Annotated in this window: 12 protein-coding genes and 1 pseudogene; 7 read left to right on the forward strand and 6 right to left on the reverse strand. The window is 66.4% G+C overall.

Annotated elements, in window-relative coordinates; translation table 11 throughout:
- Window position 1: 1 nt before the first annotated feature.
- Window positions 2–988: a DUF6615 family protein gene (locus SLUN_RS01010; RefSeq protein ID WP_108146734.1), complete on the forward strand. Its 987-nt coding sequence runs from the start codon at window positions 2–4 to the stop codon at window positions 986–988.
- A 93-nt stretch (window positions 989–1,081) separates the two neighbouring features.
- The gene (locus SLUN_RS39175; RefSeq protein WP_159100112.1) at window positions 1,082–1,333 is read left to right on the forward strand and encodes a hypothetical protein; all 252 of its coding nucleotides are present in this window, start codon (window positions 1,082–1,084) and stop codon (window positions 1,331–1,333) included.
- Between the two features lie 793 nt (window positions 1,334–2,126).
- Here the strand turns inward: SLUN_RS39175 and SLUN_RS01020 are convergent.
- Entirely contained in the window at window positions 2,127–2,705 is a 579-nt protein-coding gene (locus SLUN_RS01020) for a helix-turn-helix transcriptional regulator (protein ID WP_108146735.1), read from the reverse strand.
- Between the two features lie 95 nt (window positions 2,706–2,800).
- Between SLUN_RS01020 and SLUN_RS01025 the strand changes: the two genes are divergently transcribed.
- Window positions 2,801–4,204 (forward strand): MFS transporter, encoded by a 1,404-nt coding sequence (locus SLUN_RS01025; protein ID WP_108146736.1) that lies wholly within the window; start codon window positions 2,801–2,803, stop codon window positions 4,202–4,204.
- Window positions 4,205–4,383: 179 nt separating this feature from the next.
- Here SLUN_RS01025 and SLUN_RS01030 read toward each other — a convergent pair whose 3' ends face one another.
- Complete coding sequence (locus SLUN_RS01030; RefSeq protein ID WP_108154437.1) at window positions 4,384–5,049, reverse strand: pentapeptide repeat-containing protein; 666 nt, start codon at window positions 5,047–5,049, stop codon at window positions 4,384–4,386.
- Window positions 5,050–5,470: 421 nt separating this feature from the next.
- Here SLUN_RS01030 and SLUN_RS01035 point away from each other — a divergent pair, with 421 nt between their 5' ends.
- Both SLUN_RS01035 and SLUN_RS01040 read left to right on the forward strand, forming a co-directional pair.
- Window positions 5,471–5,785: a hypothetical protein gene (locus tag SLUN_RS01035; protein WP_108146737.1), complete on the forward strand. Its 315-nt coding sequence runs from the start codon at window positions 5,471–5,473 to the stop codon at window positions 5,783–5,785.
- A 63-nt stretch (window positions 5,786–5,848) separates the two neighbouring features.
- Window positions 5,849–7,028, forward strand: a pseudogene (locus SLUN_RS01040) (IS3 family transposase).
- 441 nt (window positions 7,029–7,469) lie between these two features.
- Here SLUN_RS01040 and SLUN_RS39180 read toward each other — a convergent pair.
- Window positions 7,470–8,609: a hypothetical protein gene (locus SLUN_RS39180; protein WP_159100113.1), complete on the reverse strand. Its 1,140-nt coding sequence runs from the start codon at window positions 8,607–8,609 to the stop codon at window positions 7,470–7,472.
- Window positions 8,610–8,936: 327 nt separating this feature from the next.
- Here SLUN_RS39180 and SLUN_RS42235 point away from each other — a divergent pair, with 327 nt between their 5' ends.
- Entirely contained in the window at window positions 8,937–9,302 is a 366-nt protein-coding gene (locus tag SLUN_RS42235; protein ID WP_159100114.1) for a restriction endonuclease, read from the forward strand.
- Window positions 9,303–9,378: 76 nt separating this feature from the next.
- Here the strand turns inward: SLUN_RS42235 and SLUN_RS01055 are convergent, their stop codons facing one another.
- The 3 genes from SLUN_RS01055 to SLUN_RS01065 are packed head-to-tail and all read right to left on the reverse strand — an operon-like array spanning window position 9,379 to window position 13,795.
- Window positions 9,379–10,377: a hypothetical protein gene (locus SLUN_RS01055; RefSeq protein ID WP_108146740.1), complete on the reverse strand. Its 999-nt coding sequence runs from the start codon at window positions 10,375–10,377 to the stop codon at window positions 9,379–9,381.
- Window positions 10,374–11,687, reverse strand: coding sequence for a CHAT domain-containing protein (locus SLUN_RS01060; protein WP_108146741.1), 1,314 nt, complete (start codon window positions 11,685–11,687; stop codon window positions 10,374–10,376). Before SLUN_RS01060 ends, SLUN_RS01055 begins: the two co-directional genes overlap by 4 nt.
- A gap of 2 nt (window positions 11,688–11,689) precedes the next feature.
- Window positions 11,690–13,795: a caspase family protein gene (locus tag SLUN_RS01065; protein WP_108146742.1), complete on the reverse strand. Its 2,106-nt coding sequence runs from the start codon at window positions 13,793–13,795 to the stop codon at window positions 11,690–11,692.
- Window positions 13,796–14,107: 312 nt separating this feature from the next.
- Between SLUN_RS01065 and SLUN_RS01070 the strand changes: the two genes are divergently transcribed.
- The gene (locus SLUN_RS01070; protein WP_217505680.1) at window positions 14,108–16,054 is read left to right on the forward strand and encodes a serine/threonine-protein kinase; all 1,947 of its coding nucleotides are present in this window, start codon (window positions 14,108–14,110) and stop codon (window positions 16,052–16,054) included.
- The last annotated feature ends 27 nt before the right edge of the window (window positions 16,055–16,081 follow it).

A 16,081-nucleotide genomic window follows, 5' to 3' on the forward strand; every position in this document is an offset into this window, starting at 1 on the left:
CATGACGGATGACATGAGAGCGGGCGGATTCTCCGCCGTGCACGAGGCGTTCCTTCGGGCAACCGCGCAGGTGGAGAAGGAGATGAGCCAGCTCCTCGCCCTTGAGGGAGGGTGGGAGGAGGAGTACATCACCCAGCGGCTGTGCTTGTCCGTCGTGCCCGAAGTGAGGTACGCGCGGTTCAACAAGCAGCAGGAGGGCCGCGTCGGCGCGGACTACATCTGGTGGTGGGTGGACCGCTCTGGCGAGTGCTACGGCTGTCTTATCCAGGCGAAGAGCATCAAGCGCAACGGCAGGAAGTGGCGGATCGGCTTCCAACACCCCCGCAACACCGGAGAACAGCTGCGGAGCCTGTTCGAAACCGCCGACGTTCTCCGGATCCCGGCCGGGTTCATGCTGTACGCCGGTGACCGGGACTATCGGGCCCAAATGGGTTGCACGTCGCCGCACGCGGGCCGCACACCATGCGGGGAGCGGGACGGGGCAGCGGTGACGCTGGTACCGGCGCTGGTGGCGGAGCGGGAGATCCCGTTCGCCGAGCCAGCGCCGTGGCAACCGGACCGCAGCGCAGTTGAGGTGTTCTGCCAGTGGGCGAAGCCGCTGATCGAAGTCACCGCACCCGGCGCCTACGGCAGGAGCAACCTCTACCGTGCGCTCGACCTGGGCGACGCCGATCCCCGGCTGCGCGAGTTCCTCGACACGGACCAGGTCGGCGCACGAAAGGTAGCCCGTCACATCTTCGACATCGTGGGCCGCATGGCGATGGGGCAATTCGCCATTGCGGTAGGGGCGACGCCGGTCGACTCGGGTACCGCGAGCGTCTTCCGCGAAGTGCCCGATCTGCGCGGACACTTCACCGTGCCGTACTTCGAGCACACTCTCCGAGGACTGTGCACAGAGCTGCCGGACTACGTAGAACGATCCCTTGCCGGGAACCCGCCGCCCGAGATCGTCGAGAAGGTGGACGGGATCGTCCTCGTCGAGCTGTAGCGGCAAGGGCGGCAGGATTCGAACCTGCGGTGTATTGACCGAACCAACTCGCACGTTTTCGCAGGTCAGAGGGCCTTCTGTTAAGTTCCGGCGGTGAGTGGAACAACTGCCCTTGAACGGGATCTGAAGAACTTTGTACTGCCCGAGATCGGACGGTTGGAGGAGACAGGAGACGCGTGGGAGCCGTATCGGTTGATCGATCCCGTGGGGCAGCGTGTCGAACCGGTCGCGATCTACTTCAAGGACCTGCTCGCCGCCGACAGCCCCGCGACCACGCTGTACTCGTACGGGAACGACCTGCTGCGGTGGTGGCGACCTGTTAACTGCACCATGTCCCGATCGTGAACCGGGCGGATCGCCTGGCCTTTCCAGGAGTGTGGTGTGGTGGACGACGTACGACGTGCCCTGATGGAGGGGAAGCGCTCGCTTCCCGAAGTCGGCGCCGTGGCCGCCGGGACGACGAGAGACCTTCCGTTCGTCCTGGTGGACGCTGACGGCTGCGAGGTCGAGCCGGTCAGTGCCTACCTGAGGGATCTGAAGCTGGGGGACGTCAGCCCGCTGACCTGCCGAAGCTACGGGTTCGGGCTGTTGCGGTGGCACCGGCTGCTCTGGTTTCTGCAAATCTCCTGGGACAGGGCCACGGAGGCCGAGGTCGCGGCGCTGGTCGGATGGCTGCGGGAAGCGCGCAACCCGCAGCGGCTCCGCAAGCGGAACGGCGCATCTCCACCTCCGGGGTCGGTGAATCTCAAGACTGGCAAGCCATCGCTCCGGGAGGGGTACGCACCGAGCACGATCAACCACAGTCTCAGCGTAATCAGCGGCTTCTATGCGTTTCATGCGCGGTTCGGCGCCGGGCCGGTGGTCAATCCAGTGCCGATCGCCGGTGTTCATGGGGATCCCGAGCTTCAGTCAGGTTGCTGTCCGCACCAGCTTCGCCACCAACACAGCCTGACGGGACCGCGCTCTGCCCCCGTGTCACACGACACGGGGGCGATCGCCAGATCGCTAGAAGGCTTGGACGGGCGAAGCCTTCTAGGACGTGTCCGGTCGATCACGTGCCTGCTTCGACTGGTCGGCCGGACAAGTCCCAGTACTGCTGGGAACGGGCCTGCTACGCCCCCCCGCCGGGGCGCTCCCCTCAGCCGCTCGTCGTCTGGCCGGTACGGATGACGGCCTGGTCCCCGTGGGGGCCGAACAGGTGCAGGATCTCCACCGCTTCGCGGCCGGCGGGGCCGAACCAGTGCGGTTCGCCGGTGTCGAACTCGGCCACCTCGCCCGGCCGGAGGGTGACCTCGCGCTCCCCGAGGATGAGGCGGAGCTCCCCGGCGAGCACGTAGAGCCATTCGTAACCGGAGTGGGTCACCAGTCTCGGTTCGCGGTACGCGAGGACCTGCTTGAAGACCTGGACCCGGCCCGGGTACTGCGTCAGCGGGACGAGGACGCTTCCCCGCTCCCGGCTCCGCGGTGTCAGGTGGACCCGCGGATCACCGGTGGCCGGGGCCGCCACCAGCTGGTCCAGCGCGACGCGGTGCGCCCTGGCGAGCGGAATGAGGAGGTCGAGCGTCGGACGCCGCCGGCCCGACTCCAGGCGCGACAGCGTGCTCACGGAGATCCCGGTGTCCTCCGCGAGGGTTTCGAGGGTGAGGCCGCGGTCGCGCCGCAGGGCGCGCAGCCGTGGCCCGATGCTGTCGAGGAGTTCCGCGAGTTCGGCGTCCATACGGCCATTTTGCGGTCTTCGCAAAGTTCCTGGTCCTGGGCCCTCCCCCCGCCCGACTCTGGGCGGCGTCCGATCTCGTCGAAGGGGGAACTCCCGTGCTCACGAAATCCCTTGCCGCTCCACCCTCCCCGCTGAGCGCGCGCCGGCGCTGGACGGTGCTGGCGGTCTGCGCGCTCAGCATGTTCCTGGTCGGTGTGGACACCACCATCGTCAACGTGGGGCTGCCCGAGATCGGGCGAGGCCTCGATGTGGGCACGCGTGGTCTCGAGTGGGTCGTCGACGCCTACACCGTGGTCATGGCCAGCCTGCTCATCGTCTCCGGCGCCCTCGCGGACCGTTTCGGGCGCCGTCGGGTCTTCCAGTGCGGACTGCTCGTCTTCGGCCTGACGTCCCTCGCGTGCGCCCTCGCCCCGTCCCTCGGCGTGCTCGTCGCCGCCCGGGCCGTCCAGGGGATCGGGGCCTCGATGCTGAGTCCGGTAGCCCTGGCGATCGTGGTGAACGCGATGCCCGACCCACGGGAACGGGCCCGCGCGATCGGGGTGTGGGCCTCGGTCTTCGGGCTCAGCATGGCGGCGGGCCCGGTCACCGGCGGGGCGCTCATCGCCGCGTTCGGCTGGCGGTCGGTGTTCTGGATCAACGCGCCGGTGGTCGTCGCCGCTCTCGTCCTGGTCGCCGTGTTCGTGCCGGAGTCCCGCGGGGAGCGCGCCCGGCGCCTCGACCTGCCCGGCCAGGTGCTCCTCACCGTGGTCCTCTGCCTCTCTGTCGGAATCCTCATCGAAGGACCCCGCATCGGCTGGACGTCGCCCGCGGCCCTTGCCGGTTACGCCCTGACCGCGGCGGCCACGGCCGGCTTCGTCCTCGTCGAGCTGCGCCGCGGCGAACCCCTGATGGACCTCGGCCTCTTCCGCCGACCGCCGTTCGTCACGGCGGTGCTCGGCGCGACGGCGGTATTCGTCGCGCTGAACGTGACCCTCCTGCTCAACACCTTCTACCTCCAGCACACCCGTGGCTGGACACCGCTCGCGACCGGCGCCGCGACCCTGCCCATGGCGCTCGGGGCCACTCTGTGCGCGCCCTGGTCCGGCACCCTGGTGGGTCGTCTCGGACCGCGCCGTCCGCTGATCCTCGCGGGCGGATTCACCGCGGCCGGTGGTCTGTGCCTGGTAAACCTGGACCAGGACACGAGCGTGTCGCTGATCCTCCTCGCCTTCCTGCTGATCGGCATCGGGTTCGGCTTCGCCAACGCCCCCCTGACCAACACCGCGGTCAGCGGTCTGCCGCCGTCCCGGGCCGGAGTGGCGGGGGCGATCACCTCCACCGCGCGCCAGGTCGGTGCGGCGGTCGGCATCGCCGTCGCCGGCGGCCTGGTCGCGGGCGCCGGCCCCGTCAGCCTCGCCGCCGAGACCCGTCCGGGATGGCTGCTCGTGTCGGCCTGCGGACTCTTCCTCCTCGTCGTGGCCCGCGCCGCGGGGCCCCGGTCCACCGGGACCCCTAGTTAGTTCAGAGAAGACCTCTGGGTTATGAGCCCAGCGAGCTACCGACCTGCTCCACCCGGCGACCTTCACTGTAAGACGCCAAGAGCACCCCGAGCGAAGGGATTTCGCACAGGGTTCTTTCGCGTCTCTGGTGCTGGCCGGACGGCCGCCACGCTAGTCATCGCGCTGTCGTGAACACTCCCCTATCGAGGTTCAGGGTGGGGACGGGGTGGCGTTCCAGCGTGGCGTGCTGGCCCTCGCGCAGTGGGTGGAGCGGGAAGGCGCCCACCGGCCGGTGCCGCGCGGCCACAGTGAGGAGATCGACGGCGACGGCGAGGAGGAGCCGGTGGTCGTGAAGCGGGGCCGGAGAACCTCGCGCGGTCGAACCGGGCGGGGCCGGAGAACCTCGCGCCATCGAACCAAGCGGTGTCTGAGAACGTCGCGCGGTCGAACTGGGCGGTGCCGGAGAACGTCGCGCGGTCGAACCGGGCGGGGCCAGAGAACGTCGCGCGGGAGAACCCCGCGTCGGCGGAGAACGTCACGCCGTGGAACCAAGCGTCGGCGGAGAACGTCACGTCGTGGAACTGGGCGCTGCCGAGGTGGGGGCGGTGGGAAGTCGGATCGCGGAGAGCGGCGAGAAGCTGGGACAGCAGGGACTCGGCGAAAGTGGTGCCGCGGTGGTCGATGTCACTGCCCGGGGACAGCGTCGCCAGGTATCTGGCCCGGGCGGCGGGTGCGAGGTGTGCCAGGCAGAGCGACTCTCCTGGAACCTGCCGGCCAAGGCAGCCGACCGGATCGGCCGTGGCCGCACCCTCACCACAGTGCGGCCAGTGCGGGGCGGAAGGCGAGGGTAATGGCGGCGTGGTCATGCAGCTCAGGACGATCGGCAGGCCCGGGCGGTTGCCGCCGAGATCTGCGACAGGCTCACCGAAGACGTCCTCCACAGCTTCCGCATGGTCCGCGACGCTTCGATGTCTTCTGACACAGGGCAGCGTGACTGACGTTTGACGGCAGAGCCCACTGACGTTGTCGTGGCAGACGACAACGACCGCGCGGAGCAGGACAGCCGGAATGGAGCAGGTTCGATGAGACGGACGACGAGAACGGCCCGGACGGAGCAGGTTCGATGACACGGCCCCGAAGTGGACCGTCTCACTCCAACTGCTCCGCCCAGGTCACCGGGTTGGCCCCGGAGCAGATTCAACGAGACCGGACAAACACGTCCGTGACGTGTCCTTCGATAGGTTCTTCGAGGCTCGCGAACACCGAGCTGGAGGTGTGCCGAGGAGGATGAACGTGCCTGGTGAGCGGCTCGACTCAGAGTGGGTGCGAGGCTGGTGCGAGCAGACTTCTGCAGAGCTCGGGGCTTTGATGTCGTCGTTTCTGAAGACGCATGGTTTCCCACCTGGCGAGAACGCCGTCATCCTCGCAACGGATGAGAGCCACGGGGCGACGGATGCACTCGTGGATCTGACTCCGATCCCGTCCGACCTAACCACCCTCTACTGGGTGATTTGTGAAGTTTCCATGCCTGATGTCGAGCACGGATACTTCGTCCACCCAGCTTCGACCGTTGCCGAGCACTTCCGCGAGTACGGATCTTGAGGGGCCACGAAGTTTCCGGACAGGGACCCAATAGGGTTGTCCTGAACAGGAAACGAGGAAGAAGTGGCGCCACCCAGCAAGTACTCGCCGGAGTTCCGCGAGGAAGCCGTCCAGATCGCGTTGAGGTCAAGCAAGACGATCTCCGAAGTCGCCCGGGAGCTTGAGCTGAACCCGGAGACGCTACGCGGCTGGGTCAAGAAGCACCAGAAGCAGCAGGAACCGGCTCCCGACGCGGAACTGACGGTGAACGAGCGGGCGCGTCTGAAGGAACTCGAACGACGCAACCGCGAGCTGGAGATGGAAGTTACCTTCCTGAAAAAAGCCGCAGCGTACTTCGCGAAGGATCCCCGGTAGCAAGCAAGTACGAGTTCATCGACGAGATGCGGCTCGACACCGAGGAGTACGCATACAGCGTCGAGTTCATGTGCGGCCGACTCGGCGTATCCAGATCCGGCTACTACGACTGGCGATCCCGCCCGGAATCCGCGACGGCCCAACGGCGCGACGAACTGAAACTGCTCATCGAGAAAGCCTTCGACATGTCCGACGGCACCTACGGCCACCGGCGCATCCAGGCACAGCTGGACCGCTGGGACATCACCACCGGCCTGGAACTGGTCCGCCGGCTCATGCGCGAGCTGGGCCTTGAGCCCTGCCAGCCGCGGCCGAAGAGGTTCAGCCTCACCCAGGCCACAGTCGGCCAGGTGCCGGACCTCGTCGGCCGCAACTTCACCGCTGACACACCCGGCGAAAAACTCGTCGGCGACATTACCTACATCGCGACCGGGGAAGGCTGGCTGTACCTCGCAACGGTCATCGACTGCTGCACGAAGGAAGTCATCGGTTACGCGATGGACGACCACTACCAAACCCACTGATATCCAGGGCGATCCGCAACGCGGCACGGAACAGGAACCTCTCGGCCGGCGCGATATTTCACTCCGACCGCGGAAGCAACTACATGTCAGCCGAATTCGGGAAGACGCTCGACCGGTTCGGGCTCCGCAGATCTTCCGGCCGCACCGGGATCTGTTTCGACAACGCCATGGCCGAATCATTCTTCGGCTCCCTGAAGAACGAGCGTGTATCAAGGGTGACTTACCTGACCCGCGAGGCCGCCCGGCAGGACATCACTCGCTACATCGAATTCTGGTATAATCGCAAACGCCTCCACTCGGCGGTGGGTTACCGCCCTCCACGCGAAGTCCACGCCGAATACGAGAAGTTGCGAATCGCCGCGTGAAATAGACGGTCAGACACCTGTCCGGAAAACGCGAGGCCCCTCAGTAGAGACTCTCGTCTGCGAGCAGTGCGCGGTGCTGCGGCTCCAAATGGATATCGCGCATCGGCATGGACCGGAGTCACAGGCTGCGTGTCAAGCAGCCGGCAGAAGTCTTGCGGGCCATAGTCAGGGCATGGCTGAAGAGCGTGGGTGGCTGGGAAAGCGCAGATGGGCTGCCGCTGAACTGGGCCCGTGGGAACAGAAAGAGGGACTCCGGGCAAGGATCAGCGAGCTGGAGGCGATCCTCGATGTCCTAGCCCAGCGCGCGGCTGCTGAGCCTGAGCAGTCCGAGGTTGCGCCGACATTCAGGGAGAAGGCACTCCACGAGCTGTCAGAAGCCCGTAAAGCCCTCGAGCACTCCGCTCACCCGGCCATGAGGGGAGCGGCGCATCTCGGAGTGGCTCAGTCGCACGTCGACGCCGCCCAGAACCTCATCATCTGGCTGGCGTCCGCCGCGGACGTCAAGGCGATGCTTCCCCAATTGGTGGCCTTGACGGAGGAGCACTTCCCCGGCCAGGACCCGCGTCGAGCACGCGTCAAGGAGATCGCCGACAAGGTCGAGAGAACGGCCGAGATCGACTTGAGCCAGCGAGCCTTCCACTCTTTGTGGGCACCATTTTTGCGAAAATAGGCTGGCGTCCCTTTTACCCACGCTAGGCGCCCCAGATCTTTATTCAACCCTAGTTTAATGACACCCTCATACGTCATGAGTGCATCGAGATGCAGACCAAGCTGTTCCTGGATAAGGCCGACCTCGAGCCGGATGAATGGGTTGTGAGGGTCTTGCTCCATCGCATCGAAGTACTTCCCAAGAGCCTCATCGTAGCGTCTGGAGAACTTGTGCTTCTGTGCCTCCTGTATATCACTGAACAATCCGTGCGGGATGGCCAGACTGCGCCAGGCTGCCCAGGGAGGTTTTTCAACCAGCTTCGTCAACGGGAGAATGAAGGCGCAGACCTCGCACGCGGCACGCTGTATCGCATCCTCGAATTTCGGCTCTGTGCACGTGATTGATTGACTAGCCCATTTAGGCAGTATGATGACCTGAACCGTTACACTGCAGCCGTTTTCCGTGCTCCTATAAAGCGCACCATTGACTTGATAGGAGTAACTGACGTGGGTCGCGCTCAGGAGGTTGCCCAGAATGGTTGCCACGCTGGCAGGCGCGCTACCTGCGTCCAGCGTGGGACTGCGCAAGACCTCCACAAAGTCGATCTGCTGTGCCCCTCCAGGAATCGGGGAAGGTGCTTCCAAGCTAACTTCAGCCAGAGCCTCCCGAAAGGCGGTTGTCAAGTTGTCCACTTCAATCTCCGGGTCAGCATTCCCGCTGCTGAACGTGGGGACAGCAATTGGGCCAGGAGTTACTATCCTGCGACTAATCTTGAATCTGCGAAAGCAGTAGACAGCCCCAACGGCGGCAATTCCAATGATGAAGAAACGAAAAGGATTCAGAATCCATAGTGCCGTCAGCCAGAAGTGGTCTTTCCCGTTTCCGGAATTTCGCCAAAATGCCGCCACGCCCCAAAGGGCCACGAGCGTCATGAGTACGAACCCACACAGCCACCAGTATCCGCCCATGCAGGGCCTTGGGACCTTGGTTCGGAGCCATTGCCCCGGATTTTCTCTCCACCAAGACATATGTGCCCCCGAATACAGAGACTCCTTGGAGCGATCGCAGGTTCACATCCAAGATAGAATCCCCGGGTATTTCGTGCATCTTGACAAGAGCTGATCTACCCACGGCGGTCAGCATACGAAGATGCCCAGGGTTGTCCCGTTCGCCCCTGAGGTCGACGTCGTCGCAGGCCTCGACAGTCGGCCAGACTCGTCGCTCTCGACCCCATCGCCTTCGAGCGCCTCATTCGCCGGTTGTTCGGGGAGAACGGACTCAAAGCCTGGGTCACACAAGCCTCCTGCGACGACGGCGTGGACGTTAGCCAACGAGGACCCATCATCGGCGGCCTGTGCATCATCCAGGCCAAACACACCCGCAACAACGTGCCCACCGAAGCCGTCCGTGCGCTGGTCGGCGTCATGCACGGCAGAGCCGCAGCCAAAGGCATCCTCATCACCACTGCCTGGTTGGGGAAACAGCCATGGCTTCGCCCCGCGCACCGGCCGCATGGAACTCATCGACAGCCGCGGCCTCAAAGCACTACTCCCCGAACACCTCGGCATGGACGCCCTTCCCGGTCTGTCCAAAGTCCCGGCTGGCAGACGCGGGACGTTCGCTGACCGACCCCATGAGCGACGCAGATTCGCCCTGCGCTGTGCGGATCCACGCCCTCACCGCCCGCACCTTGGAGCGCGGTCAGCGGGCGGCGTCGGCGAGTGAGAGGAGCAGGTGGGCCGATTCGGGGTGGTAGAAGTCGGAGTGGGCTCCGCCGGTGAGCCGGCTGCCGTCCAGAAAGCGGTGGCTGGCGTTGACGTTGAGCAGTCGTACGTCTCGCGGAAAGTCGTAGGGCGCCTTCACCTCGTGTAGCGGCAGCTCCTGGAGGTGTTCGGCGGGACCGGTCGCGCCGAGGTAGCCGATGGCATCTTGCCGTTTCTCGGTGCGGCGGTGCCAGAACCCCAGGGCCGTGTCGGCGGGTGAAAACGTCATGGCGACAGGTGCGTTGAGCACGTTCGCGCCGAGAATGTTGGCATAAGGCCTGTGGAGGAAGGAGTCCGCGGGCAATGCGGCCTGGAAGAGGGTCAGGCTGTCGAGGGTCCAGGGGTAGGCGCGGTCCCTCCAGGACCAGGACAAGGTGTCGGGTCCCCCGTGGGCCAGGCGCACGGTTGCTTCCAGAATGCCGTGGAGCAGGAACCGGCTGCCGAACGAGTGGCCGACGCAGTGGAGGTATTGCCCGTAGGCGCCGGCGAGGACATCGGGGCCGGGCTCGGGCAGTTCGCGGTGCGCATTGAAGTAGCCGAGAACCGCGCCCAGGACCCGGGGCACTTGGCCGGTGAGGGACATCGTGGCGGTCCGGTCGCGGATGGTCCGGTAGCCCCAGGGCAGCGGGGAGCTGCGCGAGGGCCAGCGCACGCCGACGTACTGCGGCCGGAAGCCATGGATCCGCGGGTAGGCGTGAGGCTGCTGCGCCATCACGCTTTCCACCAGGTCGAACAGGGTCTGTGCATCGTCCTGGGCTTCCAGCGCGCTGGTCCGCCAGCCGTGGACGTAGAGGAAGATGTCGGTGGTGTCCTCGCGTAGTCGCAGATGGCTTTCCAGGACCGCGGGGATGTCGTCGGGGGGGACGGGAGTGCGGCTGCGGGGGTGGAGCAGCCGCCCCTGGGCGTCAAGGTCGATCAGGTCAACGTTGGCATTCACGGTCGTCGTTCGCTCTCTGCTTCGTCGACTAAACAGTTGTCGATGCCGCGGACGAGGGTGAACACCAGGCCCAGCGGGGTGGCGTGCTGAAGGATGAACTCTTGGGTGAGGTGGCGCGCCACGGGGGCTGCGCACTCTCCCTTGAAGAACTCTTCGAAGAACCGGCAGGCGAACTTGCTGCCGAAGGACGTGTTGACTTCGACTTGGGGGCCGATTAGGCAGCCGACACCGAGGTTGAACAGCGGGCGCGCCAGCCCCTCATGGAGATACATTCCGGCGCGGCCGCCTTCGCAGACCATCATGAAACATAAGGGGTCGGGGAGCCGTATGTCTCGGTGTGATGCCCATTGTTGCAGGTCGGAGGCATAGATTGGTTTGTTGTCGCTGAGGGTGACCTGGGCCTGTTCGTCGCCTCTGCGGCCGGGGCGTTTGCCTGTGCCGTGGCCGGCGAAGACGAGGATGTGGTCGGCGCAGTCCGGTTCGGTGAGAGCTTCGGCTGTCTCCGCTTTGGTGGTCCGCTCGGCGGGGTCTGCGTGGGTTTCCACGATGTTGCGGACCGGCCGCAGCGGGCAGCCGTCCTCCTGGTCGTCTGGTTTTTGCAGGCGCAGGTCGAAGTGGAGTCCGGCCTTGGGCCGTTCGGCGCCGTGGCTGATGAAGGGGGTGTAGTCGTCGACCGGGCCCAGACAGTGCTCGATGAGGTGGGTGTAGCCGAGGAACCCCGGCCATTCGGCGGCTGTGCCGGCGCGCAGCAGGCGCGTGTCGGGGGCGGGGGGCAGGTAGAGCATGCCCCAGGGCACGAACAGGTCCGCAGAGGTGACGGTGATGGTCTGTGGGCCGCTGCGTAACGCTTTCGAAAGGGCCTTCTCCAGGCGGGTCAGCCCCTGGTCGCCGCCGTGGAAGAGCAACCGGTACAGGGCGTCACCGGCCACAGCGAGTTCCTTGCCCACCTCGTCGAGCAACACACTGGCCCTCTCTGGTCCCAGCGTTTGGACGGGCAGGCTTTCGTAGGTGTACTGCCGGGGTGCGTGCTCGTGCCACACGACCGCCTGCAGCCACCGCTCGTGGAGTCTGCCCACGGCCGCGGATATGTCTTCCCGGCTCAGCCTCAGTAATCCGCTCAGCTGCGCGTTGCCGTCGTAGGGCAGTGCGGGGCCGTAGGCGCTCACCCGGAAGGTGCCGTCGTGCGCGTCGTCGAAGTTGAGGAAAATGGAGCGGGGCTGCAGCGCTCCGGGCAGCGAGCGCGGCAGCCGCGCCAGCTCTCCGAACGAGTCGCTTTCCAGGGTGAAGTCGAGTTCGATGTCACTTGCCATGGTCAGTGATCCGCACCGTCCCCACCGGACACCGCCAGAACGCTCTTGATCTGCTGGATCACCGCGCCGTCCGCGCTGCGCACGACGTCGATGCGCAGGGTCACCGGGTCCTGGGAGCGGGGGGTGATCCTGAAGTCTTCCGGCGGTGTACCGCTGTCGTCGGTGAGCCGGGTGTGAATGACCGACGGGTTGACCTTCGCGCTGCCGGCGCCGATGCGCAGGGTGATGTCCAGTGGGGACGTCTCAGAGGCATCAACGCCGGGACGCACCCTCCACTCCTCATCCAGCGGCTGGTAGTTGAACGTCACCCGGAAGTGCCGGCCCACGCGCAGCGGCAGTGACCCGTCCGCGACCCGCAGCTGCGCGCGGTGGCGGCGGTGCACCGTGCGGCGCGGGGCACCGCCCTCGGAAGCCGTGCGTGTGGCAGCGGGAGGCGCGGCGGGTACGGCTGCGGGCGCATCAGCACGGGAGGTGCGCCCCCGAGTCTGCGGCACAGTGCTCTGCCTTACCGGTCTCTCCTCGAGGTCCGGCCCCGGCGAGGTCCAGCCAGGCTCGTCCGACAGGGGGCTGTCCCAGATCGATGACAGGATCGACCCGGGACGCGGGAGGAGGCCGGTACTGTTGCGCAGCAGGCGCATCCAGTGCTCCATGGGGCCTGAGTCGTCGAGGCACCGAATCGCCGCGCCGGGAAAGTCGAAGAGCCACTGCGGTGTCTCGCGCATCGCAGTATCCAGTGCCCACTCTGGCCCCCATCGTACGAGGCAGTTGTCCTGCTGCCCCCGGGTCTCCAGACCGCTTTCTTGGCTTCGTCGCCGTTGGCTTGCGGTGTTCAGCCACTCGACCATCAGTCTGCTGAAACCGGGGCGCTGCTCGGAATGTAAGAACCCTGGTGTCAGGCGAGACAGCGCGGTTGAGGGGTTTACGGAACAGACATCGAGCATCATCACCACGCGCTCGGCGTGCGTTTTGCGGAGGTCGTTCACGAGGTCGCTGACCAGGACGGTTTCGTCGTCAGCGAGGTACACCGCGAGATCGAGTTTGCGCCCGGAGCTGCGGACCGTGCCGTGGCCGGCCATATACAGCAGCACCAGGTTCTGGCCCTGCTCGGTCAAGTCCTCAACCGCGCTGAGCAGCCCATGGCGCGAGGGGGGATCGCTGAGCAGGGACGTGCTGCGGGAGGTGAACCCGCAGTGGCTGCCGAGCAGCGCGTCATACACCGTGGCCGCGTCGGCGGCAGGGTCGTAGAACTGGTGGGAGCTGGTGTCCTTGGCACGGGCTCGGGGGCTTCCGGCCACGGCGAGGGCGTACCGGGAGAGCGCCAGCTCCATCGCCGCGTGCCGGCGTGTCGGCAGCCCTTCTCCTGGCCCCGCAGCGCGCTTCGTCTGGATGGAGGCCGCCAGCGGGCGCTGAAACCGTTTCGCGTTGCGCAGCATCGGGCGCAGGTAGCCGCTGCTACGCAAAGACGCGGCGAGCAGGCGGTGCAGCCCGGGCAGTGCCATCGCTTCGTGGTGTGCGACGGGAGAGGACCGAAGGAGTAAGGCCAGTTGCTGAGTGAACACCGAAGGAGCGTGGCTGTTGACGGCGAACCCGAGCGGTGAGGCGCCGACCGACGACAGGACGGCGACCCCCGCCCTGCTCAGTCGGTCGATCTCGCGCCGCACCACACGGGTGCTGTAGGGCTCGTTTCCCGGATCGTCCGAAGCAAGACACGTGTCGAGGATCAGCAGACGGTCCTGGTCTCGGCTCCCGGACCGTGTCATCGCCCGCGCGAGGTCATAGGCCGGCAGCCAGTGTGCGGGGGCACCACGGGATCCGGGCGTCAGGGCTAACTGCAGCGATCCGTCCCTGGCTAACCGGCAATGGCCGGTCCAGTACACCAGTAACCCGTCGTCGGAGGACGAGATCTCTTCCACTCGCCCGAGTACGTCCGTCGCGGAGTCTGGGACCATCGTGTGGCATGTCTCGGGATTCACACCGGCCGCCAGCGGATCCGTCAAGGCTCTTGCCAGCGCCGACGCGTTCTGCCGGGCTCCCTGGGGCAGCGGCGAGTGCGGGCCGGCTTCGTACCCGCCCTGGACCAGCAAATGCTGCGTCACATACGGCGCCACCGGACTCCCCCTCGCTATCCGCGCACATCAGATTCGATGGTAGTCGTAACTACCCCACGCCGACGCTGAGTTGCGCTCCAAAGGCTCGCCATCGGACGCCGGTCAGGCCATATCCGGATTCCGCCGTTCATCGCGGTGGTGTCTTCGCCGCCACCGCCGCACGAGACGCCCACGCTGCTCCGGCGGGTCACAGTTAGCATCCAACGTCTTGACGACTGGGCAGGCGCACCAGCGCGCCCGCCCAGCCCCGAGCACTCACCCGTATAGAAGGAAGATGTCTCTGTGAGCGCTGCTGACTCTGGCGGTCGGGTTTTGCCTGCCCGTCCCGGTGACCCGTCCAGGGTCGGCCCCTACCGGATCATCGGCCGTCTCGGTGCGGGCGGCATGGGGGCTGTCCATGCGGGCCTCGACCCGGCCGGGGTGCGGGTCGCGGTCAAGGTCATCCATGCCGCTCAGGCCGAGGATCCTGAGTTCAGGGCCCGGTTCCGCCGTGAGGTACAGCTCTCCGCCCGGGTGCAAGGCCCTTGCCTGATACCGCTTCTGGCCGCCGACCCCGAGGCCGCCGCCTCGTGGCTGGCGACCGAGTACGCCCCAGGCCCGACCTTGAACCAGCACCTGTCCGAACACGGTCCGCTCACGGGCGGCATGCTGTATGCGTTCGCGGCCGGTACCGCGCATGCCTTGGCCGCGATCCACAAGGCAGGTGTCGTGCACCGGGACGTGAAACCGCAGAACGTCATCCTCACCCCGGCTGGACCCCGCGTGCTGGACTTCGGTATCGCCCACGCCGCCGACGGCACCAGCGTGACCCGAACCGGCGTCATGACCGGCACACCGGGCTGGATCAGCCCCGAGCACTACCGCACCGGCACCGCAGGACCAGCCGGGGACATGTTCGCCTGGGGCGCTCTCCTCGCCTACGCGGCCACCGGACGGCTCCTGTTCGGGACCGGTGCCCCCGACGTGGTCGCCTACCGCGTCATGTCCGGTGACCCGGACCTCGACGGTGTTCCGGCAGACCTGCAGGAGATCGTGGAGAAGGCCCTGGCGAAGGATCCCGAGGAGCGGATCAGCGCCATCTCCGCCGCTGAGGAGTGCTCGCTGCTCCTCGCCTCCCAGGCCACAGAGGTCATACCTGTCGAGGGTGCCGGGCTGGAGCCGACCATGGTTGGCGATCTCGTCGCCGCCGCGTGGGACATGCCCACCCTGGATGACCCGTCTTGGCAAGTATCCGCCAGGCGACGCAAGGGCCGCACCGGGGCCGTGCTCATCGGCGCCGCTGCCCTGGGCGGGGCGCTCGTCGGCGGTCTCCTCTCCCAAACAGACAGCGCCCCCAAGAAGAGCAACCCGACAGCCGGTTCTGCCTCCCGCCCCAGCCCGGCTGCGGACATGGCGAGCGGCACGCCCTCAGCTGTCCGGAGCGACGGCCAAAACGGTGCGACGAAGGCCGATTCAGGAGAAGCGTCCCTCGCCACGTGGAAGGAATCCCGGCCGGCCCGGACCCCTGCCGAGAACGACGCCCCCGGCGCGATGGGGACAGGGGCTTGGCTCGACCCTGTCGCCTACCCAGACATGGACCGCACCATCACCTTCCATGAATCCAGGGGGGAGGTGTACATCGCGACAAGCGGCCAGGAACTGCCCTCGGTGGCGGTGCAAGAGGTCGCCGAGACAGTCTGCCTGGGTTTGCAGGACCTCGTCCGTTCCTACCCCGACTCCCCCTACAGCAAGTACGTGGTGGTGGACACGGCTCGCAAGGGCGGGCCCGGCATCGTGTGGGAGGACAACTTCCGCACCAACACTGCATGCGCCGCGTCCATCCAGGACCGCAGCTCACCCGGTGTGGGACAGGACTCCTGGTGGCAGCCGACCGAGTTGGGCCTGGAGCAAGCGCAGATCCCCAGCACGGACAACGACGAGATCCGTGTGGCCGGAGAAACGGCCAGCGGCGTCATCTCCGCGTGGCAGGGCAACTCCCGCATCCGCAACGACCCCAACTGGCTTGACCACCACAACATGTCCGTCGGTTTCGCCCCCGACGAGGCCGTGATGTACGTGTGGGCCAAAAAGCCCGAATGGGACCAGACAACGCGAGAAAAGTGGGCAAAGACCGCCTCCGACGTAGCCTGCCAAGCAGTCCTCACCGAGTCCCACGCCCGCAAAGAGTGGCGCTACGCGCAGTACGCGGTCGCCGTCACCGGTAGTGAAGGAAGCGAAGACTTCCTACGCTGGGGCTCTGCCGGGAGCTGCGCAGGCTGAAGCCACACGCCGACAAGGCCGGGGCGG

Origin of the sequence: Streptomyces lunaelactis (genome assembly GCF_003054555.1) — a bacterium.
Classification (GTDB): domain Bacteria; phylum Actinomycetota; class Actinomycetes; order Streptomycetales; family Streptomycetaceae; genus Streptomyces; species Streptomyces lunaelactis.

What these genes read in the sequence shown, in the direction of transcription:
- SLUN_RS01060 (WP_108146741.1), bottom strand. Translation starts at nt 11,687, where the DNA reads ATGGCAAGTGACATCGAACTCGACTTCACCCTGGAAAGCGACTCGTTC.
- SLUN_RS01020 (WP_108146735.1), bottom strand. Translation starts at nt 2,705, where the DNA reads ATGGACGCCGAACTCGCGGAACTCCTCGACAGCATCGGGCCACGGCTG.
- SLUN_RS39180 (WP_159100113.1), bottom strand. Translation starts at nt 8,609, where the DNA reads ATGACGCTCGTGGCCCTTTGGGGCGTGGCGGCATTTTGGCGAAATTCC.
- SLUN_RS01030 (WP_108154437.1), bottom strand. Translation starts at nt 5,049, where the DNA reads ATGACCACGCCGCCATTACCCTCGCCTTCCGCCCCGCACTGGCCGCAC.
- SLUN_RS01035 (WP_108146737.1), top strand. Translation starts at nt 5,471, where the DNA reads ATGAACGTGCCTGGTGAGCGGCTCGACTCAGAGTGGGTGCGAGGCTGG.
- SLUN_RS01010 (WP_108146734.1), top strand. Translation starts at nt 2, where the DNA reads ATGACGGATGACATGAGAGCGGGCGGATTCTCCGCCGTGCACGAGGCG.